At 70.7% G+C, this 25,296-nt stretch carries 23 protein-coding genes; 14 read left to right on the plus strand and 9 right to left on the minus strand.

Translation table 11 applies throughout. From position 1 onward, the window contains the following. The first annotated feature begins 45 nt into the window (after positions 1-45). Positions 46-1,296, plus strand: a complete 1,251-nt coding sequence (locus OG718_RS32645; RefSeq protein ID WP_143642821.1) for an alpha/beta fold hydrolase — start codon at positions 46-48, stop codon at positions 1,294-1,296. Then, complete coding sequence (gene tsaE / locus OG718_RS32650) at positions 1,262-1,813, plus strand: tRNA (adenosine(37)-N6)-threonylcarbamoyltransferase complex ATPase subunit type 1 TsaE (RefSeq protein ID WP_143642820.1); 552 nt, start codon at positions 1,262-1,264, stop codon at positions 1,811-1,813. Before OG718_RS32645 ends, tsaE begins: the two co-directional genes overlap by 35 nt. A gap of 634 nt (positions 1,814-2,447) precedes the next feature. On the opposite strand, the gene OG718_RS32655 is transcribed toward tsaE, so the two are convergent. Beyond that, the gene (locus tag OG718_RS32655; RefSeq protein WP_398939654.1) at positions 2,448-3,032 is read right to left on the minus strand and encodes a hypothetical protein; all 585 of its coding nucleotides are present in this window, start codon (positions 3,030-3,032) and stop codon (positions 2,448-2,450) included. Positions 3,033-3,115: 83 nt separating this feature from the next. On the opposite strand from OG718_RS32655, the gene tsaB reads away from it, so the two are divergent. The 4 genes from tsaB to OG718_RS32675 are packed head-to-tail and all read left to right on the plus strand — an operon-like array spanning position 3,116 to position 5,685. Beyond that, entirely contained in the window at positions 3,116-3,772 is a 657-nt protein-coding gene (gene tsaB / locus OG718_RS32660; RefSeq protein ID WP_143642818.1) for a tRNA (adenosine(37)-N6)-threonylcarbamoyltransferase complex dimerization subunit type 1 TsaB, read from the plus strand. Further along, a complete protein-coding gene (locus tag OG718_RS32665; RefSeq protein ID WP_328845855.1) occupies positions 3,769-4,338 on the plus strand; it encodes a GNAT family N-acetyltransferase in 570 nt (189 codons plus the stop codon). The genes tsaB and OG718_RS32665 overlap by 4 nt, the downstream gene beginning before the upstream one ends. Further along, positions 4,331-5,434 (plus strand): tRNA (adenosine(37)-N6)-threonylcarbamoyltransferase complex transferase subunit TsaD, encoded by a 1,104-nt coding sequence (tsaD, locus tag OG718_RS32670; RefSeq protein WP_143642816.1) that lies wholly within the window; start codon positions 4,331-4,333, stop codon positions 5,432-5,434. Before OG718_RS32665 ends, tsaD begins: the two co-directional genes overlap by 8 nt. Continuing rightward, positions 5,431-5,685, plus strand: coding sequence for a hypothetical protein (locus OG718_RS32675; protein WP_143642815.1), 255 nt, complete (start codon positions 5,431-5,433; stop codon positions 5,683-5,685). The genes tsaD and OG718_RS32675 overlap by 4 nt, the downstream gene beginning before the upstream one ends. Before the next feature lie 135 nt (positions 5,686-5,820). Here OG718_RS32675 and OG718_RS32680 read toward each other — a convergent pair whose 3' ends face one another. The 4 genes from OG718_RS32680 to OG718_RS32695 form a co-directional block, all read right to left on the minus strand. Next, positions 5,821-8,130 (minus strand): glycoside hydrolase family 3 N-terminal domain-containing protein, encoded by a 2,310-nt coding sequence (locus OG718_RS32680; protein WP_143642814.1) that lies wholly within the window; start codon positions 8,128-8,130, stop codon positions 5,821-5,823. Between the two features lie 26 nt (positions 8,131-8,156). After that, the gene (locus tag OG718_RS32685) at positions 8,157-9,056 is read right to left on the minus strand and encodes a carbohydrate ABC transporter permease (protein ID WP_143642813.1); all 900 of its coding nucleotides are present in this window, start codon (positions 9,054-9,056) and stop codon (positions 8,157-8,159) included. A gap of 4 nt (positions 9,057-9,060) precedes the next feature. Further along, positions 9,061-9,876, minus strand: a complete 816-nt coding sequence (locus OG718_RS32690) for a carbohydrate ABC transporter permease (RefSeq protein WP_260695703.1) — start codon at positions 9,874-9,876, stop codon at positions 9,061-9,063. A gap of 149 nt (positions 9,877-10,025) precedes the next feature. Continuing rightward, positions 10,026-11,375, minus strand: coding sequence for an ABC transporter substrate-binding protein (locus tag OG718_RS32695; protein WP_328847874.1), 1,350 nt, complete (start codon positions 11,373-11,375; stop codon positions 10,026-10,028). A gap of 173 nt (positions 11,376-11,548) precedes the next feature. Here OG718_RS32695 and OG718_RS32700 point away from each other — a divergent pair, with 173 nt between their 5' ends. The 7 genes from OG718_RS32700 to OG718_RS32730 all read left to right on the plus strand — a co-directional run bounded on the left by OG718_RS32700 (position 11,549) and on the right by OG718_RS32730 (position 21,600). Next, a complete protein-coding gene (locus OG718_RS32700) occupies positions 11,549-12,607 on the plus strand; it encodes a LacI family DNA-binding transcriptional regulator (RefSeq protein ID WP_143642812.1) in 1,059 nt (352 codons plus the stop codon). Between the two features lie 217 nt (positions 12,608-12,824). Next, entirely contained in the window at positions 12,825-13,895 is a 1,071-nt protein-coding gene (locus OG718_RS32705) for an LCP family protein (RefSeq protein WP_328845856.1), read from the plus strand. A 117-nt stretch (positions 13,896-14,012) separates the two neighbouring features. Further along, positions 14,013-17,375, plus strand: a complete 3,363-nt coding sequence (locus OG718_RS32710) for an NACHT domain-containing protein (RefSeq protein WP_328845857.1) — start codon at positions 14,013-14,015, stop codon at positions 17,373-17,375. Positions 17,376-17,667: 292 nt separating this feature from the next. Further along, complete coding sequence (locus OG718_RS32715) at positions 17,668-18,246, plus strand: Uma2 family endonuclease (protein WP_328845858.1); 579 nt, start codon at positions 17,668-17,670, stop codon at positions 18,244-18,246. A gap of 152 nt (positions 18,247-18,398) precedes the next feature. After that, positions 18,399-18,755, plus strand: a complete 357-nt coding sequence (locus tag OG718_RS32720; protein ID WP_055618818.1) for a YciI family protein — start codon at positions 18,399-18,401, stop codon at positions 18,753-18,755. Positions 18,756-18,796: 41 nt separating this feature from the next. Further along, positions 18,797-20,179: an RNA polymerase sigma factor gene (locus OG718_RS32725; protein ID WP_443055178.1), complete on the plus strand. Its 1,383-nt coding sequence runs from the start codon at positions 18,797-18,799 to the stop codon at positions 20,177-20,179. Between the two features lie 269 nt (positions 20,180-20,448). Then, entirely contained in the window at positions 20,449-21,600 is a 1,152-nt protein-coding gene (locus OG718_RS32730; RefSeq protein WP_328845859.1) for a dipeptidase, read from the plus strand. Positions 21,601-21,736: 136 nt separating this feature from the next. On the opposite strand, the gene OG718_RS32735 is transcribed toward OG718_RS32730, so the two are convergent. After that, positions 21,737-22,102: a VOC family protein gene (locus tag OG718_RS32735; protein WP_306939494.1), complete on the minus strand. Its 366-nt coding sequence runs from the start codon at positions 22,100-22,102 to the stop codon at positions 21,737-21,739. Positions 22,103-22,202: 100 nt separating this feature from the next. Between OG718_RS32735 and OG718_RS32740 the strand changes: the two genes are divergently transcribed. Further along, positions 22,203-22,703: a CGNR zinc finger domain-containing protein gene (locus OG718_RS32740; protein WP_328845860.1), complete on the plus strand. Its 501-nt coding sequence runs from the start codon at positions 22,203-22,205 to the stop codon at positions 22,701-22,703. 39 nt (positions 22,704-22,742) lie between these two features. Here the strand turns inward: OG718_RS32740 and OG718_RS32745 are convergent, their stop codons facing one another. From OG718_RS32745 to OG718_RS32755, 3 genes are all read right to left on the minus strand, one after another. Then, positions 22,743-23,507: a cupredoxin domain-containing protein gene (locus OG718_RS32745; RefSeq protein WP_328845861.1), complete on the minus strand. Its 765-nt coding sequence runs from the start codon at positions 23,505-23,507 to the stop codon at positions 22,743-22,745. Next, positions 23,504-24,034: a hypothetical protein gene (locus OG718_RS32750; RefSeq protein ID WP_328845862.1), complete on the minus strand. Its 531-nt coding sequence runs from the start codon at positions 24,032-24,034 to the stop codon at positions 23,504-23,506. Before OG718_RS32750 ends, OG718_RS32745 begins: the two co-directional genes overlap by 4 nt. 150 nt (positions 24,035-24,184) lie before the next feature. Next, on the minus strand, positions 24,185-25,261 hold the full coding sequence (locus tag OG718_RS32755; RefSeq protein ID WP_328845863.1) for a cupredoxin domain-containing protein: 1,077 nt from the start codon (positions 25,259-25,261) through the stop codon (positions 24,185-24,187). Positions 25,262-25,296: the final 35 nt, after the last annotated feature.

Raw genomic sequence — 25,296 nt, forward strand, 5'->3', positions numbered from 1 at the left:
ACCGACAGCGGACATGGGCATCGTCCCGGCGAAGAGGAGCGGTACGTGAGCGAGAGCAGTGCGGAGGCCGCCGTGGAAGCGGCCACGGCCGCAGCCTCGGCCGTCTCCGCAGCGGGGGGCGCGAACTGGCGCAGGGCCGGGATCGCCGGCGCCGCGATAGGCGTGGTCGCCGCGGGCGCCGCCGCCGGAGTCGCCATAGAGCGGCTCACGGTCGGCCGGGGCATGCGCAGGAAGGCGCGGCTAGCCCTCGACTCGGCCGGTCCGTACGGATCGTTGCGCGGCATGCCCGGCAAGGCCGTCGCGGACGACGGCACGGAGCTGTACTACGAGGTCGACGAGGTGGAGCCCGACTCCACCCTCGCCCCGCGCCGCCGTCGGCTCTTCGGCCGCAAGTCCCCGGCTCCCGTCACGGTCGTCTTCAGCCACGGCTACTGCCTCAGCCAGGACTCCTGGCACTTCCAGCGGGCCGCGCTGCGCGGCGTCGTGCGGACCGTCCACTGGGACCAGCGCAGCCACGGCCGCTCCGCGCGGGGCGTGGCCCAGGTCCAGGACGACATGCCAGTCACCATCGACCAGCTCGGCCGCGACCTGAAGGCCGTCATCGACGCGGCCGCGCCCGAGGGACCGCTCGTGCTCGTCGGCCACTCGATGGGCGGTATGACGGTGATGGCCCTGGCCGACCAGTACCCCTCCCTGATCCGCGAGCGGGTCGTCGGCGTCGCCTTCGTCGGTACGTCCTCGGGGAAGCTCGGCGAGGTCAACTTCGGGCTGCCCGTCGCCGGCGTCAACGCGGTGCGGCGGGTGCTGCCCGGAGTGCTGAAGGCCCTGGGGCAGCAGGCCGCGCTGGTGGAGCGCGGGCGGCGGGCCACGGCCGACCTGTTCGCCGGGATCATCAAGCGGTACTCGTTCGCGTCCAGGGACGTCGACCCGGCGGTCGCGCGGTTCGCGGAGCGGCTGATCGAGGGCACGCCCATCGACGTGGTCGCGGAGTTCTACCCGGCCTTCACCGACCACGACAAGACGGAGGCGCTCGCGCACTTCGCCGAGATGCCCGTGCTCGTGCTGGCCGGGGTCAAGGATCTCGTCACGCCGAGCGAGCACAGCGAGGCCATCGCCGACCTGCTGCCGGACGCCGAGCTGGTGCTCGTGCCGGACGCCGGGCACCTGGTGATGCTGGAGCACCCCGAGGTCGTCATAGACCGGCTGGCCGACCTCCTCACACGCGCCGGAGCCGTCCCGGCAGGGGCTACCGTGGGTGGTTATGGAAGCACCAGCAGCACCGCGCAACCCGGCTGAGTCCTCGGGACCCTCGGAGCCTTCCGTGGCCGGCGTCACCACAGAGATCACCGTCAACTCACCCGAACAGATGCGGGAGTTGGGTCGCAGGCTCGCCAAGCTGTTGCGGGCGGGAGACCTCGTGATGCTCACCGGGGAACTCGGCGCGGGCAAGACGACGATGACCCGCGGGCTCGGCGAGGGCCTTGGAGTGCGGGGTGCGGTCACCTCGCCGACCTTCGTGATCGCGCGCGTGCACCCGCCCCTCGGTGACGGCCCGCCGCTGGTCCACGTGGACGCGTACCGCCTGGGCGGCGGGCTCGACGAGATGGACGACCTCGACCTCGACGTCTCGCTGTCCGACTCCGTGGTCGTCGTGGAGTGGGGCGAGGGCAAGGTCGAGGAGCTGACCGACGACCGGCTGCACGTCCTCATCCACCGGGCCGTCGGCGACACGACCGACGAGGTACGGCACGTCACGCTGACGGGGGTCGGGGAGCGGTGGGCGACGGTCGGGCTCGGCGTGCTCTCCGCCTGACCCGGCCAGGTCCCGTCCGATCACGCCTGCTCCGGCCGCCTGGTCCTGCCTGCTCCGGCCCGGTCCTCGTAGGTTCGCCCCAACATTCCGACAAGGCGTCGGGAAGATGTTGCGTCGGGCGGCTTCGGCGTGTTCACATGGACGGAGGAGTTGGTTAGGTCTACCTAACCACGTCTGCTCCCGGAGACCCTAGGAGGCCGCCATGGCGACGTCTGAACGTGATGTGACGCGTCCGTCGGTGCCGGTGGAGTCGACTTCGTCCGGGGTGGCTGGGGTGTCCATGCGGGAGTTGCTTGCGGCCGGGGTTTTTGCGCGGGCCGTTTCCACGCCGCCGGCTCCACCGGCTGCGCCGGTGCGTGAGTCGCGGCCTCGGGCCGCCTGAGCGTTCTGCTGGGTGCGTCGTTTGGATCTGCGGGTGCGTTGTGGCTGGTCGCGCAGTTCCCCGCGCCCCTAAAAGATTGCGCAGTTCCCCGCGCCCCTAGAACCAAAGATTGCGCCGTTCCCCGCGCCCCTAAAGACAAAAGATTGCGCCGTTCCCCGCGCCCCCAAAGACAAAAGACTGCGCCGTTCCCCGCGCCCCCAAAGCCAAAGATTGCGCCGTTCCCCGCGCCCCTGGCGGGGCGCTGGTGTTGGGCTACTTGATTACCGTGACCCTTGTGCCGATGGTGGCGAACTCCCACATCGCTGTGCCGTCTTCGCGGGATTCGCGGATGCCGCCGAGTCTCTTTTTTGAGGGGGCGGGGGCGGAGGTCGAGCCGTCCACCGCCGCGCTGAAGCCGATTGCGACGCCGGAGACGTTCGTGAAGCGGACCACGTGTTCCACGGCGATGCCGTCCGAGCCGGTGATCTTGCCGGAGCGGGAGGTGACGACGTACGCGGCGGGCGGGGGATCCACCGTCCCGGGGGTCACCCTGAACGTCCGCTTGACCCGGTCACCCCCTCCGACGAGCCATACGCGGTCGTCGTCCACCGAGTAGACGACCCGTCGTCCCGTGCCGGACGCGGAGGGCAGTGCCGTCGGGTGCTTCGTGTCCCGGGGGGCCTTGGCGGCCGCGGTCGTCGAGGACTCGGCGGGCCGGGAGGAGCCCAGGCCGCCCGGCACGTCCGCCGAGGCCTGGTAGGCGAGGAAGCCGATCGCGGCGAGCGCCGCCGCGGTGAGCCCGGCCACGATTCCCGAGCTGCTCCGAACCACCTTGGGTGCCCACCTCTCGTACGGCATTTGTGCTTTCTGTGACGTTAGCAGCAGGTCTGCGATGGATTGAGGCGGCCGTGCTCCGAGCCCGGGCGCCGTAGGCTGTTCGCGTGCTCTTGCTCGCTCTGGATACCGCCACTCCCGCCGTCACCGTCGCGCTGCACGACGGGACGTCCGTCATCGCCGCCTCCAGCCAGGTGGACGCGCGCCGGCACGGGGAGTTGCTCCTGCCGGCCGTCGACCGGGTGCTCGCCGAGGCCGGGCTGCGGCTCGACGCCGTCACCGGCATCGTCGTAGGCGTCGGCCCCGGCCCGTACACCGGCCTGCGCGTCGGTCTGATGACCGCCGACACCTTCGGGCTCGCGCTCGGCATCCCCGTACACGGACTGTGCACGCTCGACGGTCTCGCGTACGCGGCCGACGGCTCCATCGCAGACGGACCCTTCGTCGTGGCGACCGACGCCCGGCGCAAAGAGGTCTACTGGGCGCGGTACGCCGACTCGCGCACCCGGGTCACCGAGCCCGCCGTCGACCGGCCGGGCGACCTGGACATCGGCGGTCTGCCCGCCGTCGGCGCGGGTGCGCTGCTCTACCCCGACACCTTCCCGGACGCGCGCGCACCCGAGCACGTCTCCGCGGCCGCGCTCGCGTCCCTGGCGGCGGAACGGCTGGCCGCGGGCGAGGAACTGGAGGCGCCACGGCCCCTCTATCTGCGCCGGCCGGACGCCCAGGTGCCCAAGAACTACAAGGTGGTCACCCCCAAGTGACGACCGCGGTGCTGCGCGAGATGCGCTGGTGGGACATCGAGCCCGTGCTGGAGCTGGAGAAGGACCTCTTCCCCGAGGACGCCTGGTCACGGGGCATGTTCTGGTCGGACCTGGCCCATGCGCGGGGGCCGGGGGCGACTCGGCGGTACGTCGTGGCCGAGATCGTGGACGAGACCGGCTCCGCGTCCGAGGGCGCGTCGGATTCCAAGGGCGGTGCGCGGATCGTGGGGTACGGCGGGCTCGCCGCCGCCGGGGACGTCGGTGACGTGCAGACCATCGCCGTCTCCCGGGAGCACTGGGGCACCGGCCTCGGCGCGATGATCCTGACCGAGCTGCTGCGGGCCGCGACCGCGTTCGAGTGCGCCGAGGTGATGCTCGAATGCCGCGTCGACAACGTCCGCGCCCAGAAGCTGTACGAGCGCTTCGGCTTCGAGGCGATCGGTTTCCGGCGCGGCTACTACCAGCCGGGGAACGTGGACGCGCTCGTCATGCGACTCAACACAGCAGCTGACAGCGGCTCCGCCGCGGGTTCGACATCCGTACAAGGAACAGAGATCAATGACTGACGAACCGCTCGTCCTCGGCATCGAGACCTCCTGCGACGAGACCGGCGTCGGCATCGTCCGCGGCACGACCCTCCTCGCGGACGCGATCGCGTCCAGCGTCGACGAGCACGCGCGCTTCGGGGGTGTCGTGCCCGAAGTCGCGTCCCGCGCGCACCTGGAGGCGATGGTCCCCACCATCGAGCGGGCGCTGAAGGAGGCGGGCGTCGGCGCGAAGGACCTGGACGGGATCGCCGTCACCGCCGGCCCCGGGCTCGCGGGCGCGCTGCTCGTCGGGGTGTCGGCGGCGAAGGCGTACGCGTACGCGCTGGGCAAGCCGCTGTACGGGGTCAATCACCTCGCCTCGCACATCTGCGTGGACCAGTTGGAGCACGGCGCGCTGCCGGAGCCGACGATGGCGCTGCTCGTCTCCGGCGGGCACTCCTCGCTGCTGCTCTCCTCGGACATCACGAGTGACGTACGGCCGATGGGCGCGACCATCGACGACGCGGCCGGTGAGGCCTTCGACAAGATCGCGCGGGTTTTGAACCTCGGGTTTCCCGGCGGGCCGGTCATCGACCGGTACGCGAAGGAGGGGGACCCGGGTGCCATTGCCTTCCCGCGTGGGCTCACCGGGCCGCGGGACCCCGCGTACGACTTCTCGTTCTCCGGGCTGAAGACCGCCGTGGCGCGGTGGATCGAGGCCAAGCGGGCGGCTGGGGAGGACGTGCCGGTGCGGGATGTGGCCGCGTCCTTCCAGGAGGCCGTCGTCGATGTGCTGACGCGCAAGGCCGTACGGGCCTGTCGTGACGAGGGTGTCGACCACCTGATGATCGGTGGGGGAGTCGCCGCGAACTCGCGGCTGCGGGTGCTTGCGCAGGAGCGGTGCGAGGCCGCGGGGATTCGGCTGCGGGTGCCGCGGCCGAAGTTGTGTACGGACAACGGGGCGATGGTTGCCGCGCTGGGTGCGGAGATGGTTGCCCGGGGGCGGGCGGCCTCCGACTGGGATCTGTCCGCGGATTCGTCGTTGCCGGTGACCGACACGCATGTGCCGGGGCACTCTCATGCACACGATCATGACCATGTGCATGAGGTCAGCAAGGGCAATCTGTACTCATGACCGTTGCGTTGATGTGGGAGGCGCGGGCCGTCGAGGGGCGCGGGGAGGAACTGCTTGCGTGGGCGAGGGGGCAGGACCTCCCGGCGCGGCCCCTGCGTCGGGAGGTCCTGCGGGCTCCGGGGGATCGGGTGCTCGTCATTACGTGGTGGGATGCCGCGTATGAGGCTGAGCTGCCTGAATTGCCGGAGCCGACTGGGGAGTTGGTTGCGCGGGCGGTTCATCGGTGGCGGTTCGAGGTTGTGGACGGGTAAGGGGTTCGGGGGGTGTTCGTCGGGTGTGGGCCGGTGGGGGCTGGTCGCGCAGTTCCCCGCGCCCCTGAAAGCCAAAGGATTGCGCCGTTCCCCGCGCCCCCTGAAGGACTGCGCCGTTCTCTCTCCCCTCGCGCCCTAGGGTGTCTCCGCTTCCCTTGATTCGCAGCGCAGGCGGCGGTCCGGGCCCAGGTGGCGTTCCGGGCCCGTCAGGGTCAGGTGGGTCGTGTGGTGGGTGGTTGTGCTGGAGCTGCCCAGGCGGAGTTCCAAGGCGCCCGGTTCCACGATGCGTTGGCCCTTTCGGTCCGTGAAGGCCGACAGGTCCGGGTGGAAGGTGAAGGTGACGCGGCGGGCCTTGCCGGGGGGCAGGGTCAGGCGGTGGTAGCCGATCAGGCGGACGTCGGGGCGGGTCACGCGGGCCACCGGGTCGTGGAGGTAGAGCTGGACCACCTCCGTGCCTTCTCGGGGGCCGGTGTTGCGGACCGTGACCGATACGTCGTACGAGTCGTCCGTGCCGATCTCCGTCTGCCCCCGGTCCTCGATGTCCTCCCAGGTGAAGTCCGTGTAGCCGAGGCCGTGGCCGAAGGGGTGCAGGGGGGTCGGGTCGAGGCTGCTGACCGTGCCGGCGAGGCCGAGCGGGGGCTGGAGGTAGGTCCACGGCTGGCCGCCGGGCGTCTGCGGGACGCTCACGGGGAGCCTGCCCGACGGGTTCACGCGGCCCGACAGCACTCCTGCCACTGCCGGGCCGCCCTCCTCCCCGGGGAAGAACGCCTGGACGGAGGCGGCCAGTTGGTCGTGCCAGCGGCCGAGCGCGTACGGGCGGCCGGTGAGCAGGACCAGGACGACGGGGGTGCCGGTGGCCGTCAGGGTGTCCAGCAACTGGGCCTGTACGCCCGGGAGCCGGAGGTCGCCGACGTCGCAGCCCTCGCCCGATGTGCCCCGGCCGAAGAGGCCCGCCCGGTCGCCCAGTACCGCCACGCAGACGTCCGCCTCTGCGGAGCGTGCCACCGCCTCCGCGAAGCCCGAGGTGTCCGGGTCCGTGGTGTCGCAGCCCTCGGTGAACGTGACCTTGGCGTCGGGGAGTTCGGTGCGCAGGGACTCCAGCAGGGTGGGGATCTCGATGCCTGTCGGCAGGCCGGGGTGGTCGATGCCCACGTGGGAGGGGAACGAGTAGCAGCCCAGCATGGCCAGGGCGTCGGCGGCGCGCGGCCCGACCACGGCGATCCGGGTGTCGGGGGCGAGAGGGAGAAGGCCGTCCGGGTTGGAGAGCAGGACGACGGACTCCTCGGCGACGCGGCGGGCCAGTACGCGGTTCGCGGTCGAGTCCAGGTCGATCGGGCCCGTCGGCTCGGGGGTCCAGTCCTCGTCCAGCAGGCCCAGTTCGCACTTCTGGCGCAGGACCCGGGCCGCCGCCCGGTCCACCAGGGATTCCGGGATGTCGCCCGCCCTCACCGCCTCGACCAGCGGGTCGCCGTAGCAGCGGAGTGTGGGGAGCTCGACGTCGATGCCGGCCGCCAGGGCCGCGTGGGCGGCCTCCGCCTTCGTGCCCGCGACCCGATGGAGGGTCTCCAGGAAGCCGACACCGTAGTAGTCGGACACGACCGTGCCGGTGAACTGCCATTGTTCCCGCAGGAGTTCGGTCAGCAGGTACGGGTCCGAGGAGGCGGGCACGCCGTCCGTGTCCGTGTACGCGGCCATCACCGAGCGGGCCCCGCCCTCGCGCAGCGCGAACTCGAACGGCGGCAGGGTGATGTCGGCGAACTCGCGCACACCCGCGCGTACGGGAGCGAGGTTGCGGGCGCCCGCGGAGGACGCGTACCCCGCGAAGTGCTTGAGCGTGGCGATGACCCCCGCGGACTCCAGGCCGCGGACGTAGGCCGCGCCGATCGTGCCGACCAGGTAGGGGTCCTCGCCGATGGTCTCCTCGACGCGGCCCCAGCGCGGGTCCCGCACGACGTCCAGGACGGGGGCCAGGCCCTGGTGGACGCCGACGGAGGCCAGGTCGTGGCCGATGCGACGGGCCATCTCCTCGACCAGGTCCGGGTCGAAGGTGGCGCCCCAGGCCAGGGGGACCGGGTACGCGGTGGCGCCCCAGGCCGTGAAGCCCGCCAGGCACTCCTCGTGGGCGACGGCGGGGATGCCGAAGCGGCCGGCCTCGGCGATGCGGCGCTGGGCGCGGGCCAATGCCTGCGCGCCCAGCGCCGGGTCCACGGGGGACGTGCCGAAGGAGCGGGTCAGCTGGCCCAGGCCGTGGGGGATCAGCTCGTCCCAGTCGAAGTCCGAGGCCATCTCGTCCTGGTTCGGGGCGACTCCGTCGCCGTCCGTGGCGGCGCCCACCCACACGCCGTACAGCTGGGCGGTCTTCTCCTCCAGGGTCATCCGGGCGAGCAGGTCGTCGACCCGGGCCTCGGCGGGCAGGGCGGGATCACGCCAGGGGGCGGTGGTCATGAAACTCCTGTCAGAGTCGAGTGGGTTCACTTTCCGCCCACACCCATCAGGCCGCCGATCAGGGCGCGGCGGGCGACCAGGTACACGGCGAAGATGGGGATGCCGGAGAGGACGACCGAGGCGAGCAGGGCGGGGATGTTCACGCCGAACTGGCTGACGTAGTTGAAGAGTCCGAGGGTCAGGACGCGTGGGCCGTCGGACTGGGTGAAGATCAGCGGGAAGAGGAAGCCGTTCCAGGCCTGGAGCGCCGCGAAGATGACGACCGTGCTGATGCCGCCCTTGGCCAGTGGGACGGCGAGCTGGAACAGCATCCGCTGGGGGGACGCTCCGTCCAGGGCCATCGCCTCGTACAGCTCTTCGGACACGTCCCGGAGAGTGCCGACGAGGACCAGCACCGAGACCGGCATCGCGAAGGCCGCCGTCGGCAGGATGACCGCCAACAGGCTGTCGTACAGGTTGAGTTTGGCGATGAGGAGGTAGAGGGGGACCACGACCGCCTGGGCCGGGATCGCCACGCCGAGGAGGAACAGGCGGAAGGCCAGGCCCGACCAGCGGTTGCGGGTGCGGACGGCGACGTACGCGATCGGGACGGACAGGCCGAGGACGATGGCCACGACCGCGACGGCCACGATCGCGGTGTTGCTGAGCAGATGGCCGAAGCCGCTGTTCAGCACGGTGTTGTAGTTGTCGAGCGTCGGACTCGTGGGCGGGTTCAGCGGGTTGCCGGTGAGTGCCTTGTCCTGGCTGGTGAGCGAGGCCGACAGCATCGCGTAGATCGGGACGATGACGATCGCGAGCCAGATGACCGAGCCGAGGCCCGAGACGGGGTTGCCGCGCTTCGTCCAGTGCTTGCGGCGGCGTTGTGGAGGCGGTGGCGTGGGACGCTCCTCGGTCTTCGCGGGACGCGGCAACGTATCGTGTGACACTCCGTCACATCCCTTCGCGGGTGCTGCGCATGCTGCCGAAGCCGGTCAGCCGCACGAGGATCAGGGACAGCCCCGTGGCGGCCACCACCAGGAAGGACGCGATGGCGCTCGCGTAGCCGAAGTCGTAGCTCTTGAAGCCCGCCTCGTACATCAGGTACGGCAGGATCGCCGTGTCGGTGCCCGGGCCGCCCTTGGTGAGGATCAGCACGGTCTCGAAGTACGTGAGCGAGCCGACGACCAGCAGCACGGTGGACGTCGTGACGGTGTGGCGCAGCTGCGGAAGCGTGATCGAGAAGAACTGGCGGTAGCGGCCCGCCCCGTCGATCGCCGCCGCCTGGTACAGCACCTCGGGTATCTGACGGGCCCCGCCCTGGTAGATCAGGGTGTGGAAGGGGATGAACTGCCAGCCGCCGACGAAGACGATCGCGAGGAACGCGCCGCTGGAGGAGCCCAGGATGTTCTCCTGGATGATGCCGAAGTTCGGGTCGAGCAGGGCGTAGAAGAGCAGCGCGATCGCCGTCGAGGAGAGCAGGAACGGGACGAAGAAGATCGCGGAGAGGATCGCCCGGTTGCGCTGGCGGCCCGCCGCCCAGACGCCGAGCAGCAGGGCGATCACCGTCTGGAAGAGCCAGCTCGCCGCCGTCAGCAGGACGGTGAGCCACAGGGACTGGACCATCCGGTCGTCGTTGATCAGCTTCCGCCAGTTCTCCAGGCCGACGGGCTGCGGGTCGCCCAGGCCGTCCCAGCTGGTGAAGGAGAGGTAGAAGGCCAGGATCATCGGGACCACGGCGAAGAACGCGAAGAAGAGGACGCCGGGCAGGGCCCAGGCGGCGTGCGGGCGGCCGACCGTGGAGGCCGAGGACTTCCGCGGCCTCCCGGACTCCTCGGGACTGCCGTGCTCCGCGGCCCGGCCCTTCACCCGGCCTTTCACCCGGCCCTTGGCGGGGGCCTTCGTCGGGCTCGGTGCGCTCACTTCAGCTCCTTGAGCGCCGACACGAACTGGCTCGGCGAGGACTTCCCGACGAACAGCTTGTTGATCTCGGTGAGCATCGGGGTCGCGATGTCCGCGCCCAGCGCCTGGTCCCAGGAGAGCGTGAAGGCGGGCGCCTTCTCGACCATCTCGTACTGGAACTTGGCGAACTCCGGGTTGGGCGAGGCCTCCAGCAGCTTGGCCGCGTTGGAGGTCGTCGGGATGTCGCCGTTGGCCACCAGCGCCTTCGCGTACGTCTCCGAGGCGCAGTCCTTCAGGAAGGCGATCGCGGCGTCCTTGTTCTGCGTACGGCTGTTGACGGACCAGTAGTTGGTGGGGTTGCCGACGACGTTGCGGATGTCGCCCGTGCCGCCCTCGACCGTGGGGAACGAACACCAGCCCAGGTTGTTCTTCGCGAAGGACGGGAACTTGCCGAGCTGCGTCGAGTACTCCCACGAGCCCATCAGGTGCATCGCCGCCTTGCCCTTGGCGAACACGGCCGGGGCGCCGCCGTTGACGTACGACACCGAGCTGAACTTCGAGCCGAACGCGCCGTCGTCGATGAGTTCCTTGACGGTCTCGGCGGCCTTGAGGACGGCAGGGTCGCCCCATGCGGACGCGTCGCCGCCCTGGATCTTCGCGAAGACCTCCGGTCCGCCGATGCGGTCGACGAGGTACTCCAGCCACATCAGCTCGGTCCAGGTGTCCGCGCCGCCGAGGGCGAACGGAGTGATCTTCGCCGCCTTCAGCTTGGTGTTGATGTCCTGCAACTCGGCCCAGGTGGTGGGCGGTTGGAGCTTGTGCTCGGCGAAGACGGACTTGTTGTAGAAGAGGATGACCGGCTGCATGCCGCGCATCGGTATGCCGTAGTGGCGGCCGCCGAGTCCGCCGGCCGCGAGCACGGCGGGCAGGAAGCCGCCCTTCAGGACCGGGTCGCCCTCGATCGTGTCGGTCAGGTCGACGAGTTGCTTCGCCTCCTGGTACGCCTTGATGGAGCCGCCGCCCCAGTTGAAGAAGACGTCCGGGGCGCTCGGGGAGCCCATCGCCGTGCGCAGTTTGGCCGAGTAGTCCGTGCCCGGGACCTTCTCCAGCTTCACCTTGCCCTTGGCCGTCTTGGCGGCGGCGGACTTGTTGAAACGGTCGACGGCAGCCGTCTGGACCTTCACGGCGTCGTCCCCGTACGTGAATGCGGTGATCGTGCTGCCGCCCCCGCCGGAACCGTCACCGGAGCCGCAGGCGGTCAGACCAGTGGTGAGCAGGGTGGTGGCACCGGCGCCGAGGACCCAGCGCCTGCTGAACGTCCTGCTGCTGAACGTTCCGCCGCCCAGGCTCCCGGGGCTCTCGCCCATGGGCTGCCCGCCCGTGGGCCGTCCGTCGTTGGACCGCCCGCTGATCGACTCCATGACAGCACCTCTTTTTGGACTCACGACACGAATGTTTCGGAAGGCACTTCGAATGTTCCGGGAACGTATGGCTGTCGAAGGGCTTCGTCAAGAGGTTGCGCAGGGATACGATCCGGTTCATGACTCGCCCGAATCCCGCTGTAGCCCAGTCGGCGACACTCGCCGAGATCGCCCGCGAGGCGGGAGTCTCCGCTCCGACTGTTTCGAAGGTGCTCAACGGCCGTGCCGATGTGGCCCCCTCGACCCGAACCCGGGTCGAGGAACTGCTGCGCAACCACGGCTATCGGCGCCGCCGGGCCGAGGCGTCCCGGTCACCGCTGATCGACCTCGTCTTCCACGAACTGGAGAGCGCGTGGGCGATGGAGGTCATCCGGGGCGTGGAGAACGTGGCGCGGGACGAGGGGCTGAGCGTGGTCCTCTCCGAGAGCGCGGGCCGACTCACGCCCGGGCGCACCTGGGCCGACCAGGTCGCCGCGCGCCGCCCGCACGGCGTGGTCCTCGTCCTGAACGGGCTGGACGAGTCCCAGCGGGCGTTGCTCACCAGCCGCTCGATCCCGTTCGTGGTGGTCGACCCGGCGGGCGACCCGGGCGACGACGTGCCGTCCGTGGGCGCCACCAACTGGCAGGGCGGCCTCGCGGCCACCCGGCACCTCGCCGACCTCGGCCACCGGCGCATCGGCGTGATCAGCGGACCCTCGCGGATGATGTGCAGCCGGGCCCGGCTCGACGGCTACCGCGCGGCGCTCGACACGGCCGGGCTGCCGGTCGACCCCACGCTCGTCCGCACCGGCGACTTCCACCACGAGAGCGGCTACCGGGAGGGTCTTGAGCTGCTGAAGCTCCCCGACCGTCCGACGGCCGTCTTCGCGGGCAACGACCTCCAGGCACTCGGTCTGTACGAGGCCGCCCGCGAGCTGGGTCTGCGCGTGCCGGAGGACCTCAGCATCGTCGGTTTCGACGATCTGCCGGTGGCCCGCTGGGTCGGCCCGCCGCTGACCACCGTCCGTCAGCCGCTCACGGAGATGGCCGAGGCCGCGGCCCGGCTCGTCCTCGACCTGGGCCGTGGCGAGCGCCCGTCGGCGGCGACCCGGGTGGAACTGGCCACGAGCCTGGTGGTGCGCAGCAGCACGGCGGCGCCGGCAGGGGAGGGGCGGGCTGCGTACTTCGGGGCGCAGTGATCGAGTCGACCGGTGAGCCGCGCCCGGACGGCCCATCGGTCGAGTCCGTCCGGCGCTTCGGTCTGCCCGGACGGCGCTTCGAAACTTTCGAAGGCTCTCGGAGGGGTGCCCTCCGCCTCTTGGGGCAACTGAGAAGACTCAACGAAATATGAGAGTTTGACTAGTAAAACCGCGAAGTGGTTCCTCGTTGTAATAATTCGGACTTACGTTCCTCTCTGTGAGCGGAGAAGACGAACACGGGGGCGCCGCGACAGCGGGCGCGGGGCGGCAACGATCCAGACGGGCACGGCTGTTCAGGGCCGCGGGGATCGCGCTCGGGTGCGTCCTGGTCGTCTCGCTGGCCGGTGCGGCATGGGCGTACTGGCATCTGAACCAGAACATCAAGAGCGTCGACATCGACAGCGCGCTGGGCGACGACCGCCCGGCGAGGGCGATGACGACGCCGAGCCCCTATGGCGCGGCCTCCCCCTCCCCGCTCCCGAGCGGCGCGCTCAACATCCTGGTCCTCGGCTCCGACTCGCGAGACGGCAAGCGGAACAAGGAACTTGGCGGCGGCAGCAGCGGCGGAGCCCGTTCCGACACCGCGATGGTCATCCACCTCGACGAGGGCCGGACGAAGGCGACCGTCGTGAGCATCCCGCGCGACACGCTCGTCACGCGCCCCTCCTGCCCGCGGGAGTCCGGCGGTTCGACATCGGTGTCGTACGGCGCGATGTTCAACTCCGCGTACTCGGTCGGCGGGCCCGTCTGCGCCGTCAAGACCGTGGAGTCCATGACGAACGTCCGCATGGACCACTACATCGAGATCGACTTCGCGGGCTTCGCCGACCTGGTGGACGCGCTGGACGGGGTCACGGTGACGACGGACGAGGACATCTCCGACCCGGACAGCCACCTCGAACTGGAGGCGGGCACCCACCACCTCGACGGCGCGAAGGCCCTGGCCCTCGCGCGCACCCGGCACGGCATAGGCGACGAGAGCGACCTCGGCCGCATAGGTCTCCAGCAGCAACTGGTGAAGGCCCTCCTCGACCAGGTCGACTCCACGAACCTCCTCACCAACCCCACCCGCCTCTACCGGGTCGCCGACGCCCTCACCGACAGCCTCACCACGGACACCGGCCTCAACTCCCTCACCGAACTGATGAGCCTCGGCCAGAGCCTGAAGTCCCTCTCCTCCGCAACAACGGAGACGGTGATGATGCCGGTGGTCCCCGCCCCGTCCGACCCCAACCGGGTGGTTGCGAACGAGCCGGAGGCGAGCGAGCTGTGGGAGTCGTTGCGGTGAGGGGCTTTTAGCAGGTGGGAGGGGGATGTCGGGTAACACCGGCTGGTCTTCACCCCGTTGAGGGGCAGCGGCCGGATGCGGCAGCCGCCAAGGCCCCCTCGGACCCATCATGCTGAGGTGCTCCGGGGACCCTCACGGCGTTCGCGCCACCGACTTGTCCGAGACTCCGTCATCGCCGGCGCAGGCCTGACCTTCGTCGGGCTCGCCACGACACTGCTGGTGAGCGGCGACAGCAACGACGACAACCAACTGGCCACGGTGGCCAGTCTGTTCGTGGGAATCGCCTCACTGCTCGTGGCGCTCATGGATTTCTTCCGCCAGGAGCCGACGCCCGCCGACCCTGCCGCGTACGCCGACGATCTCGCCCTCACGCTCAGGGCGCAGTGGCTGGAGGAGGCGGAGTCGCGGCGGTTGCGGGATCCGCGGGTGCTGCCGCTCGTGTGGACGACGACGTCCCGGCCGGTGGCCGACGAACCCCACACCTCGGCCTCCGGGCCGCGGGTGCTGCGCGTGCGCCTCGACGGCCGCCTGGACGGCCGCTTCGATGCGGTCATCGGCCAACTCGCCGAACGCTATGAGCAGTTGCCGCAACGCCGTCTGGTCGTCATCGGTGAGCCCGGCGCGGGCAAGACGGTCCTGGCGATGCTGCTGACCCTGGGCCTGCTGGGTGCCCGGCAGCCGGGCGGACGCGTCCCGGTCCTGCTCCCCGTCTCGACCTGGGACCCCGTACGCGAGCCCCTCGACGACTGGATCGTGCGGACACTCGCGGTGCCGTACTACAGCGGACGTCAGGAGATTCCGCGTGCCCTGCTGGCTCACGGGCTGCTCCTTCCTGTCCTGGACGGACTGGACGAGATCCCCGAGTCGGCCCGCCGCGGAGCCATCCGGGGCATCAATCACGCGATCGGCGGTGAACGGCCGGTCGTCGTCACGTGCCGTGCCGTGGAGTACGAGGAGCTGATCCGAGGCGGGGCTCCGACGCTGCGACAGGCACCCGTGGTGGAGGTGACGCCGGTGCCGCCCCGGGATGTCATCGGATACCTGCGGGACGTGGACTGGCCGGAGGGCGGCGCAGGGTGGGACGGCGTCTTCGCCCGACTGGGCGCCGAGCCCGGCGGTCCACTGGCCGTAGCGCTGTCCACCCCGCTGATGGTGACCACGGCACGTCTGGTGTACCAGCGCGGTGGTGGTGACCCGGCCGAACTCCTCGACCGGGAGCGGTTCGACTGCCGGTACGCGGTGGAGGATCACCTCACGCACCGGGTTGTCGATGCGACGTACGGGCCGGATCCAGGCGGGCCGGAGGGGGCGGCGGCAGGGGAACCATGGGACGCCGAGCGGGCTCGGCGATGGCTGACGTTTCTGGCCCGCTATCTGCACGATCACCGGGAGCGGGATCTGGCTTGGTGGCTCGTGAGCGGGCGGGTGCTGCCGGTGTGGGCGGGGCCGGTTCTGGCCTTCGGACTGGGACTGTCACTGGCCGTCGGGGCCGTGGTGTGGACCGCCGCGGCCAGAGGGTTCGGGCAGGCACTGTCGAGCAATGACGTTCTCGTCCCCATGTACATCGGTGGAGCCTTCGCACTGATCAGCTGCCTCATCTGGTACGCGGCGGGAACCCGTCCGCCGGGTCGGCTCTCCTTCTCGCTGCGGGGGTCCGCCGGGCGGTTGCGGCGTGGATTTCGCCTCGGTGTCCTGCTGGGAGCGGCGGCCGTGGTGCCGGTGACCGCCGGGACGTGCGTCTTCCGGGTTCTCACACAGACGCCGGGACCGGGCTCGTTGCAGGCCGCGGCGGACGTGTCCGAGTCGTTCATGGTCTGCGTCACCCTGAGCCTGGTGGCCGGAGTGGCTCTCGCCGCGCACAACTGGCTCAACGCACCTCCGTCCAGGGCGACCCAGGCAAGTCCCCTGAAGTCCTATGCGCAGGACCGCCGTTCCGCGCTGGCCGGGGCATCGGTGGGAGGATTCGTCGTCGGAGCCGCCGGGCTGCTTGGGCTGCATGTCGGTCAGTTGGCGGGGGACCTGGTCTTCCGCGCGCTCACAGACTGGCCGGGCTTGCCCGGCACAGGCGATGTGTCGGATTCCGCGGCGTTCAAGTGGCGGCAGGACAATGAGGCGTTGGGCCTGGACTCCCATGGCTGGGGAATGCCCTTCGTTCTGCCTGGAGTGGCGTTCGCGCTCTTCATCCTCATGACGCGCGCGTGGCCCCGGTTCCTGCTGGCGAAGGTCTGGCTCGCGGTGAGCGGCCAACTGCCCTGGCGGCTGTTCGCCTTCCTCGGAGACGCCCGGCGACGCGAGATCGTCAAGCAGTCCAACAGCACCTATCAGTTCCGTCATATCCGGCTGCAGGAGGCGCTGGCCGGGGAGCCGGCGTATGCCGAAAGGGCGGTGGCCGTGCGATCTGTGGCGCTCGGGGCTGTGCGACGCCGTCTGGTACTGGGGGCGGGGGTGGCCGCGGTCATGGGCGGTGGAGCGGCGCTGGTCGGACGGCACAAGGACCAGGGGGAGGTCCTGTACTGGGATCGCGATGAAGTGCCGATGACCGCGGTTGCGTTTCGGCCCGGTACGGATGAGCTGGTTTGGGGGGCGAGGGACGGGCGATTGTGGCGGGGCAACCAGGGGAGGACTGAACTGCTTCTGGGGCGAAGGCCTCGTCCTGCTGGGTCTGGCAACTCGTACTGGAATTGGGGGGTCACGAGTGTGGCGTTTCCTGCGGATGGCGGCGTTCTGGCCGTCGGCCGGAACGGGCAGCTGAAGACATTGAATGTGCGGGGGCAGCCAGAGTGGCGAACCTATGAGAAGGAGAGCCCTCCGACCCGGGAGCTGGCTTTCGGCGGAGAGGGACGCCACCTGTCGGGGTTCACCGAGTCGGACAGCCGCCCCGTTCTGCTGGGGATCGATGAGGATGGTCGGCTGAAGGGGAACGGCACCAGTGAGAAAGGCACGCGTGAGATGACTGCGGCGGGCTGGCTGAGCGCAAACAGGCTGGTGCGGCTTGGGCAGGACGGGCGAGTATGGGTTTACGTGGCGCCGGAATTCACCAAGCGCTCCCGCATTCCGATGGCCGGGGCACCAGAGGGTGACGACTCGCTGTTTTCCGGGGAGAAGATGGCTGCCAGCCCGCACGACGATTGCCTGTACGTGGATTTCACCATGGCCTCGGCCGGGCAGAGCGGACTGTGGCGCCCCGACCAACGTGACGGAAAGTGGCACCGGACCGGGGCTGTGCCTTCCCCGTCCTTGGTCATGTTCCATCCAGAGAAACCGCTTCTGGCCCTCAGCCGGATCTTTCTGGACGTGGAGTGGTCCGGTGACGGAACCATCGAACTGTGGCGCACCGACGGCACTCCATCACGCTGGAAGATCTTCCACGGACACATGGGCGAAGTCAGCTCCATGAGCTTCAACTCGAACGGAACCAAGCTCGCCTCCGCCAGCTACGACGGCACCGTACGCCTGTGGAACATCGGTCACCTGCCGTAACCTCGAAGTGACCGTTGGTGCACGCGGCGTGGTGTGTGCAGGTGGAGGTGGGGTCCACGGCGTGTGGGGAGCCCGGTGACGGGGGTGAGATGCGGGGCGGGTTGTGCGGTGGCTGCTGGGGCGGACGGCCTGGCCTCGCGTCGGAACACGTCCACGCCCGTGCGGGGCAGGTGCGCGCCGCCCTGCGCACAGGGCGACGTACGGGGAGTACAGGGAAAGGAGCGCGCGCATGACGACCTTGCAGCACGGTCCGCCCGCGAGCGGGGCAGGATGGAGGGAAGGAGGCGACGCAATGACCCCCATGACTTCCGATCAGCCCCAGATGCTCGTCGAGGAATTCGAGGAGCTCGCCCGCCATGCGCCGGAAACGGTGGCGCTGGAGTTCTTGAACGGAAAGGTTGGGGTCAAGCCCATGCCGGACGGCAATCATGGGACGATCGTCGCCTGGCTTCTCCAACGATGTATGCAGCATCGTCCTGACCTGTTCTTTTCCCGGAACAGGGGGCTCAAGGTCGAGGCGTACCCCAATGGGAGGGCCCGCCCTGACGGGTCGCTGGCGCCGCAGACGTTCTTCGCGGGCAAGGGGGAGTGGTCAGAGCCCGAGGGAGTGCTGATGGTCGTCGAAGTCACGTCCCGTGACAGCGACGCGAACCGGCGTGACCGGATCGAGAAGCCAACGGGTTACGCGACCACAGGTATCCCCGTCTACCTGCTGATTGATCGCGAGGCAGCGACTGTCACTGTCCACTCGGAGCCGAAAGGCAGTAGGTACCGCTCCGGCACCCCACAACCGTTCGGCACCGTGATCGAGCTGCCGAACCCTGTCGGCTTCACCCTGGAGACCGAGAAGCTCAAGGACTTCGCCGACTGATGTGACCTCCTGACCTGTGGAAACGGCCTCGGTGGAATTCTCTCGAAGAAATTCGGCGAGCGTGTCGATCCCGCCGCCCCCCGTTCGACGCACGGGTGAGAGGGAAGGTGGGACAAGCCCCGCCCCCGTACCGAGAGACTCAGGGAGTCACCATGCCTCGCTACCTGTCGATGATCCGTATCGATGAGCAGAACGCGCCCGCCGAGGGGCCGAGCGACGAGCTCATGGCGCGGATGGGGGAGCTGATCGAGGAGATGACGAAGGCCGGGGTGCTGCTGGACACCTCGGGGCTGAAGCCGACCGCCGAGGGGACGCGGGTGCGGTGGGAGGGCGGCGAGATGTCCGTCACCGACGGGCCGTTCACCGAGGCCAAGGAGGTCGTCGGCGGGTACGCGATGCTGCAGGCCAAGGACAAGGCCGAGGCCGTCGAGTGGACCAAGCGGTTCCTCCAGATCCACGAGGCCCACTGGACGGTGACCTGCGAGGTACGGGAGATCGTCGAAGGCTGAGCCTTGGACGTACGGGTCCGGGGGGTGTCTGATGGTGGAGCGTGACACCAGAGCCACAGCCAGAACCTCAGCCGGAGTCGGAGCCAGATCCTGAGACGGGCCCTGAGGCAGGGCCCGAGACCGGGCCGCCCGAGACCGGGCCGACAGGTACCCCCGCGCCGGCCGCCGCCCCCGCCCACGCCATCGAAACCGTCTTCCGTATCGAGTCGCCCCGCATCATCGCCGGGGTCGCGCGCATCGTGCGGGACGTCGGGATCGCGGAGGAACTGGCGCAGGACGCGCTGGTCGCCGCGTTGGAGCAGTGGCCCCGGGAGGGGGTGCCCGGCAATCCCGGGGCCTGGCTCATGGCCACGGCCAAGCACCGGGCGATCGATCTCGTACGGCGGCGCGAGCGGTACGCGCGCAAGCTCGTGGAGATGGGGCGGGACCTGGAGGCGGCCGAGCCGTACGGGCACGGGCACGTCGACGAGCCGGCCGATCCCGACGACATCGACGACGACCTGCTGCGACTCGTCTTCACCGCGTGCCATCCCGTGCTGTCCGCCGAGGCCCGGATCGCCCTCACCCTGCGGCTGCTCGGCGGGCTGACCACCGTCGAGATCGCCCGTGCCTACCTCGTCCCGGAGGCGACCGTCGCCCAGCGCATCGTGCGCGCCAAGCGGACGCTCGCCGCGAAGGCCGTCGCCTTCGAGGTGCCGTACGGGCCCGAGCGCGAGGCCCGGCTCGGGTCCGTACTCGAAGTCATCTACCTGATCTTCAACGAGGGGTACGCGGCCACCGCGGGCGACGACCTGCTGCGCCCCGCGCTCTGCGAGGACGCCCTCCGACTCGCGCGAGTGCTCGCCGAGTTGATGCCCAAGGAGCCCGAAGTGCACGGGCTGGCCGCCCTGTTGGAGATCCAGGCATCGCGGTCGGCCGCGCGCACCGGGCCGTCGGGCGAGCCCGTACTGCTCAGGGACCAGCAGCGCTCCCGGTGGAACCGGCTCCTCATCCGCCGCGGGTTCGCCGCCCTCGCCCGGGCGGAGGCCGTGTCCACGGGGGGCGGTCCCGGGCCGTACGTGCTGCAGGCCGCCATCGCCGCGTGCCATGCCCACGCCTATACGTACGAGGAGACCGACTGGGCGCGGATCGCCACGCTGTACGGGCTGCTTGCCGCCCGGACTCCGTCTCCGGTCGTCGAGCTGAACCGGGCCGTTGCCGTCTCCATGGCCGAGGGGCCCGAGGCCGGGCTCGCCATCGTGGACGCGTTGGTCGCCGAACCGGCGCTGCGGGGCTATTACCTGCTGCCCAGTGTGCGGGGGGATCTGCTGGTGCGGCTCGGACGGGTGGGGGAGGCGCGGGGGGAGTTCGAGAAGGCGGCCTCGTTGACGCGGAACGAGAGGGAACGGGGGCTTTTGCTGGGGCGGGCGGAGCAGTGCGGGTAGTTCCGCCGGTTTGCTGCAGTTGGCTCCGCCGGTTCGTTTCGCCGGGCGTGTGGTTCGGAGTCTGCGGGTGCGTGAGGGCTGGGCGCGCAGTTCCCCGCGCCCCTTAGGGGGCGGGGGTTGCCGCGTTCCCGTTACGGGGGGGCAGGGTGCCGTGACCCCAGCGGGGCGCCGGGTGGGGTAGCTCGAACGGCTCATCCACCGAGACCCTGTCACGGTCGCGTGGCACGGTGGGGATACCTGTCGCCACCACCGGACCCCGGAGCGTCGCCATGGCAGATCTGCAGGACGAACTGCACGCAACCGCCGAGGTGGGCGAGCTGGATCGCCCCGATGTGGAGGGGGAGTTCGAGCCGGATGTTCTTGAGGACGAGCGGGGGCTCGCAGTCGATGCCGGACCCGCGGGGGACGCGGCCGACGACCCCCTGGTCCGTGCGCACGCCCTTCTCGCCGCCCACCCCGTCGCCGACGGCTACAGCGGTCTGCCGTGGGCGCTGCGGCACCTCCCCTGGTACGACCTGGAGCTCGGCGAGAGCACGATAGACACGGATGTGCCCAGGCTGAGAGAAGGGCACGTGGCGGCGTTGTTCTGGTCGCTGCATCTGCCCGAGGGCCTCGTCGGCGAGCGTGCGGTCGGGGCCACGCTGGAGCAGCTCGACCTGGTGAAGACCGTGGTGGAGGCCCATCCGGAGGGCCTGCGGATGGCGCACAGCGCGGCGCAGGTCACGGACGCCAGGAACTGCGGGCGGGTCGCCGTGCTGCTCGGTCCCGCGGCCGCCGCCGCGCTGGACGACTCGCTGGGCATCCTGCGCGCGCTGCACTCTCTCGGCCTGCGCGTCCTCACCCTCTCCGGCGCGTCCTGGGCCGGCCAGAACGGGCTGACCAGGTTCGGCGAGGAGGTCGTGCGCGAGACGAACCGCATCGGCGTACTCGTCGACCTGTCCGGTGCTTCCGACGCGACCGTCCGCCGTGCCCTCACCATCTCCAAGTCCCCGGTCGTCTTCACCCGCTCCGCCGCCCGCGCCCTGCGCCCCCACCCGGCGAACCTCCCCGACGACGTGCTCGTCGAACTCGGCATCACCAAGGGCCTGTGCCTCGTACCGCTGACCGCCGAGCAGACGGGCCCGTCGGTACGGGACGTCGCGGACCACCTCGACCACGTACGCGCGCTCGCGGGCCCGGAGTGCGTCGGTCTCTCGGGGACGTACGACTCCGGGGCCGCGCACCCCCAGGACCTGTCCGACGCCTCGGGGTATCCGCGCCTGGTGGCCGAACTCCTCGGCCGCGGCTGGTCCGAGTCCGACCTGGCCCTGCTCACCTGGGGCAACGTCCAACGCGTCCTGCGCAGCGCGGACTTCACGGCCCGCGCCGCCCGCAGCCGCCGCGAGCCGTCCACGGCGAAGATCGCCGAGTTGGACGGCTAGCCTCCCGGCGGTCGTTCGTCGGCTCCGGGTGAGTGGGGACAAAGGACAGGGGCGCAGCCCCGTCTTTCAGGGGCGCGGGGAACTGCGCGACCAGCCCCCACTCACCCGCACGCCGGCCCGAGGCCCTAGTTCCGCCTCAGCAGGCGCAGAGGCAGAACGGGTGCCCGGCCGGATCCGCGTACACCCGCCACCCCCGCCCCCGGTCCTCCGCTTCGAGCACCTTCGCGCCCAGCGCCAGGACCTCCTTCTCCGCCGAGTCCAGGTCCTCGACCGTCAGGTCCAGATGGAACTGCTGGGAGCCGTCGGGCGCGGGCCACTTCGGCGGTACGTGGCCGGGGGCGGCCTGGAACGCCAGCGCCTGTGCGCCGGGCAGCCGGAGGTCGACCCAGTCGGCCTCCCCCTCGGTCTCGACGGTGCCGCCCAGCACCTCGGCGTAGAACGAAGCGAGCGCGCGGGGGTCGGGACAGTCCAGAACGACGGGGCCCAGTTTGGCGACAGCCATGACTTCCTCCTCTGATGTCCATGCATCGCCCGTTACCTGCAAAGCGACTCAGCAGGTAACGGTTACTGCATGCTCCCGCATAAGAGGTAACGTCGCAACCATGAATGACCGTGCGCCCGCACCCGGTGGGCTGGCCCTGCTCCAGTCCCTGGTGAACACCCTGGACATCGAGTCGGGTGCCGACTCCCTGGACACGGCGGAGGGGCGCGCGGGGCTGGGCCTGGCGGAGGCCGACGTGGAGGCCGCGCGGGAACTGCGCGAGTCGCTGCGGGCCGTCTGTCTCGCGCACGCGGGCCATCCGGCGCACCGGGAGGTACGCCCTCTCGACGTGCTGCTCGCGTCGGCGCCGCTCGTCGTCACCGTCTCCGCGGCCGACGGCTCGGCGGTGCTCCGGCCGGCGGACCCGGCCGACCTCACCTCCCGGGTCGCCGCGGCCGTCGCCGAGTCCCTCACCGCCGGCACCTGGCTCCGCCTCAAGGCCTGCGAGGCGCCGGACTGCCACTGGGCGTACTACGACCGCAGCCCGGCGGGGCGTGGCCGCTGGTGCTCGATGTCGGTCTGCGGGGCGCGGGCGAAGATGCGCCGCTATCGCGCCAAGTAGCCCGAGCCCGGGGGCCGCCCGAGGCGACCCCCGTCACGGCTACGCGGTGTCCTGTTTCTCCCTCGCCGCCGAGCGCGAACCCACCAGCAGCAGACACAGCACGGCCACGCCCGCCACGACTCCCGCCAGGACGAGCAGGCCGTCGAGGGGACGGGCGGAGGCGGTTGGTTCCAGGGCTTGTGGGTTCGCCGCCGGACCTGCTGCCGAAGGTGCCGCCGCGGCCGCGGGAGCCGAAGTCGGCGGCGCGGACGGGGACTTGGTGGGAGTCGGCGATTTGGAACGCCCCGCCGGAGAGGCTGCCGAAGTCGTCGGAGCCGTGTGGTGCCCGGTCCCGGACCCGGTGCCCGTCCCGGCCCCAGCTCCCGTCCCGGACTCGTGATCGTCCGACCCCGTGTGCGTATGAGTCGGCGCCGCGGATGTCGGCGCCGCCTGGACCACGATCCGGGCCGTCATGTCCGGGTGCACGGTGCAGTAGTACCCGTACGACCCGGCCGTCGTGAACGTGAAGCTCCAGCTCTGCCCCTTCTGCAGCATCGGCGAGTGGATGGAGACCGGCCCGGAGGTGGTCTTCACGTCGTGCGGGGCCGTGTCCTGGTTGGTCCAGGTCACCGTGGAGCCCACCGGGACGGTGAGGGCCGCGGGGCTGAACGCGTACCCCTTCATCGCCACCCGGTAGGTGGCCGCCGACGCGGGCCCGGGCGCCGCCCACAGCAGCAACAGCGGTACCAGCAGGACGAGTACGGCGAGCATGGCGAATGCGGCGGCTCCCGTCGGCACACGCCGCTCCCGCCATCCCGCGCTCACGCGAACTCCGCGGCGAGCAGCAGCCGCAGCCGGGTCGCCGGACGGGACCACGGCAGCCGGAAGCCCGTGGCGCGCCGGAGCAGCCGGTACGGGAGCCGGGCCGAGCCCACCACCAGCATCCGGCCCTCGGCGCACCTCACCACGCGCAGGCGCAGCAGCACCGGGAACGCGACACCCCGCACGTCGAGGTCGGCGATCAGCTGCAGGTGCTGCCCGTCCGCCAGGGGTTCCACGTGCTCGGAGACCAGGGAAGCCTTCATCGTGCCGGCGAGGTCGAAGCGGAACACGGGCCGCGCGCCCTCGGACGCGGACGCGGACTCGGGCTCGGAAACGGGCCCGGCCTCGGACACGGGTGCGGACCCGGACTCGGACTCGGGGACCGTGAGCGACGCCCCGGTCAGCGTGACGCGGCGTCGCAGGGTCGCCAACGGGCCGTAGTAGGCGGTGAGTTCGGCGAAGGAGCGGCCGGGTGCGACGGCGTACCGGCCGGGCGGTGGGGAGACGGTGGGCAGGGTGACGGTCGTCATCCTGGTTCTCCTTCCGAGGAGAAACAGAGCGGGGGAGAATGAACGCCGGACGCCGGGCCGGCCGACTGAGCCTCGGCCGGCCCGGCGTCCTCCCGCGGCGGCGGTGCCGCAGGAATCAGGGGTTCGCCTGGATCGGCGATGCCGCCGGTGTCAGCAGCTGCTGGTCAGATAGCCCGTCGTGGGTGCGAGCAGGTGCTCGGCCCAGACCGTGTGCATCTTCACGTAGCTGTCGACGTTGAGCAGATCGGTGATCTGCTGGCCGAGCGACTCCTCCAGATGCGCCGAGTTGATGTGCTGGAGCAGCACACCGAGGGTGTCGTCGGCGACCGCGCCCCCGCCTTCCGTGGCGGGCGTGAGGATGCTCTCGACCCAGACGGTGTGCATCTTGATGTACGAGTCGAGGGCCAGCGCGTCCTGCACCTGCTCACCCGGCGAACGCTCCAGGTGCGCGGTGTTGAGGTGCTGCAGGATCGGCAGCAGCACGTCCTGGACGCTGGCGCACTGCTCGTCGCCGCCGTCCCCACCGCCCGTGCCGCCACCGGTGCTGCCACCGCTGGTTCCGCCGGAGCCGCCTCCGGACGTGCCGCCGGTGTCACCCCCGCTCGTACCGCCCGAGCCGGAACCCCCGGTCGAGCCCCCCGACGTACCGCCGGAGGAGCCGCCCGTGGAGCCACCGGACGTACCGCCGCTCCCGGAACCACCAGTGGATCCGCCGGTGGATCCGCCCGTGGACCCGCTGTCGTCCGCGACGACCTTCACGGACGCCACCATGTCCGGGTGCACCGCGCAGTAGTACTCGTACGTGCCCGCCGTGGTGAAGGTGTACGACCAGGAGTCGCCCTGCTGGAGGGTGCCCGAGTCGAACTTCTTCGGGCCCTTGGTGGTGGTGACGGTGTGCGGGGCCGTGTCGTGGTTGGTCCACTGCACGGTCTCGCCGACCTTGACGACCAACTGCTTCCCGTCGCCGAACTTGTTGCCCATGATGTCGACCTTGTGGTCGGCCGCGGCGGCTGCCGCGGGACGCGCCTCGGCTGCCTCGGCCGCCGCGGCTGCGGGCGCCTGAGCCGCGCCCGCCGCCGAGTCGGTCGTCGACGCCGAACCGGCCGTCGCCTGAAGCAGCCCCAGGCTGAGCACCGCCGCGAAGGCGGCGCCGAGCCCGGCGACGAGGAGGGCCCGGTTCCCGGCGGGCGCCCGACGGCGCCGTTCACCGGTGTCTTTACTGCGCATCAACGCAACTCCCTTGTCTGTGAGGGGATTTCGGG

Source organism: Streptomyces sp. NBC_00258 (assembly GCF_036182465.1).
Taxonomy (GTDB): domain Bacteria; phylum Actinomycetota; class Actinomycetes; order Streptomycetales; family Streptomycetaceae; genus Streptomyces.

Bases quoted from the DNA above. Each gene is read 5' to 3' on its own strand.
- tsaE (WP_143642820.1), top strand. From the start codon at position 1,262: ATGGAAGCACCAGCAGCACCGCGCAACCCGGCTGAGTCCTCGGGACCC.
- OG718_RS32655 (WP_398939654.1), bottom strand. From the start codon at position 3,032: ATGCCGTACGAGAGGTGGGCACCCAAGGTGGTTCGGAGCAGCTCGGGA.
- tsaD (WP_143642816.1), top strand. From the start codon at position 4,331: ATGACTGACGAACCGCTCGTCCTCGGCATCGAGACCTCCTGCGACGAG.
- OG718_RS32675 (WP_143642815.1), top strand. From the start codon at position 5,431: ATGACCGTTGCGTTGATGTGGGAGGCGCGGGCCGTCGAGGGGCGCGGG.
- OG718_RS32680 (WP_143642814.1), bottom strand. From the start codon at position 8,130: ATGACCACCGCCCCCTGGCGTGATCCCGCCCTGCCCGCCGAGGCCCGG.
- OG718_RS32695 (WP_328847874.1), bottom strand. From the start codon at position 11,375: ATGGGCGAGAGCCCCGGGAGCCTGGGCGGCGGAACGTTCAGCAGCAGG.
- OG718_RS32700 (WP_143642812.1), top strand. From the start codon at position 11,549: ATGACTCGCCCGAATCCCGCTGTAGCCCAGTCGGCGACACTCGCCGAG.
- OG718_RS32715 (WP_328845858.1), top strand. From the start codon at position 17,668: ATGACCCCCATGACTTCCGATCAGCCCCAGATGCTCGTCGAGGAATTC.
- OG718_RS32720 (WP_055618818.1), top strand. From the start codon at position 18,399: ATGCCTCGCTACCTGTCGATGATCCGTATCGATGAGCAGAACGCGCCC.
- OG718_RS32730 (WP_328845859.1), top strand. From the start codon at position 20,449: ATGGCAGATCTGCAGGACGAACTGCACGCAACCGCCGAGGTGGGCGAG.
- OG718_RS32735 (WP_306939494.1), bottom strand. From the start codon at position 22,102: ATGGCTGTCGCCAAACTGGGCCCCGTCGTTCTGGACTGTCCCGACCCC.
- OG718_RS32740 (WP_328845860.1), top strand. From the start codon at position 22,203: ATGAATGACCGTGCGCCCGCACCCGGTGGGCTGGCCCTGCTCCAGTCC.
- OG718_RS32750 (WP_328845862.1), bottom strand. From the start codon at position 24,034: ATGACGACCGTCACCCTGCCCACCGTCTCCCCACCGCCCGGCCGGTAC.
- OG718_RS32755 (WP_328845863.1), bottom strand. From the start codon at position 25,261: ATGCGCAGTAAAGACACCGGTGAACGGCGCCGTCGGGCGCCCGCCGGG.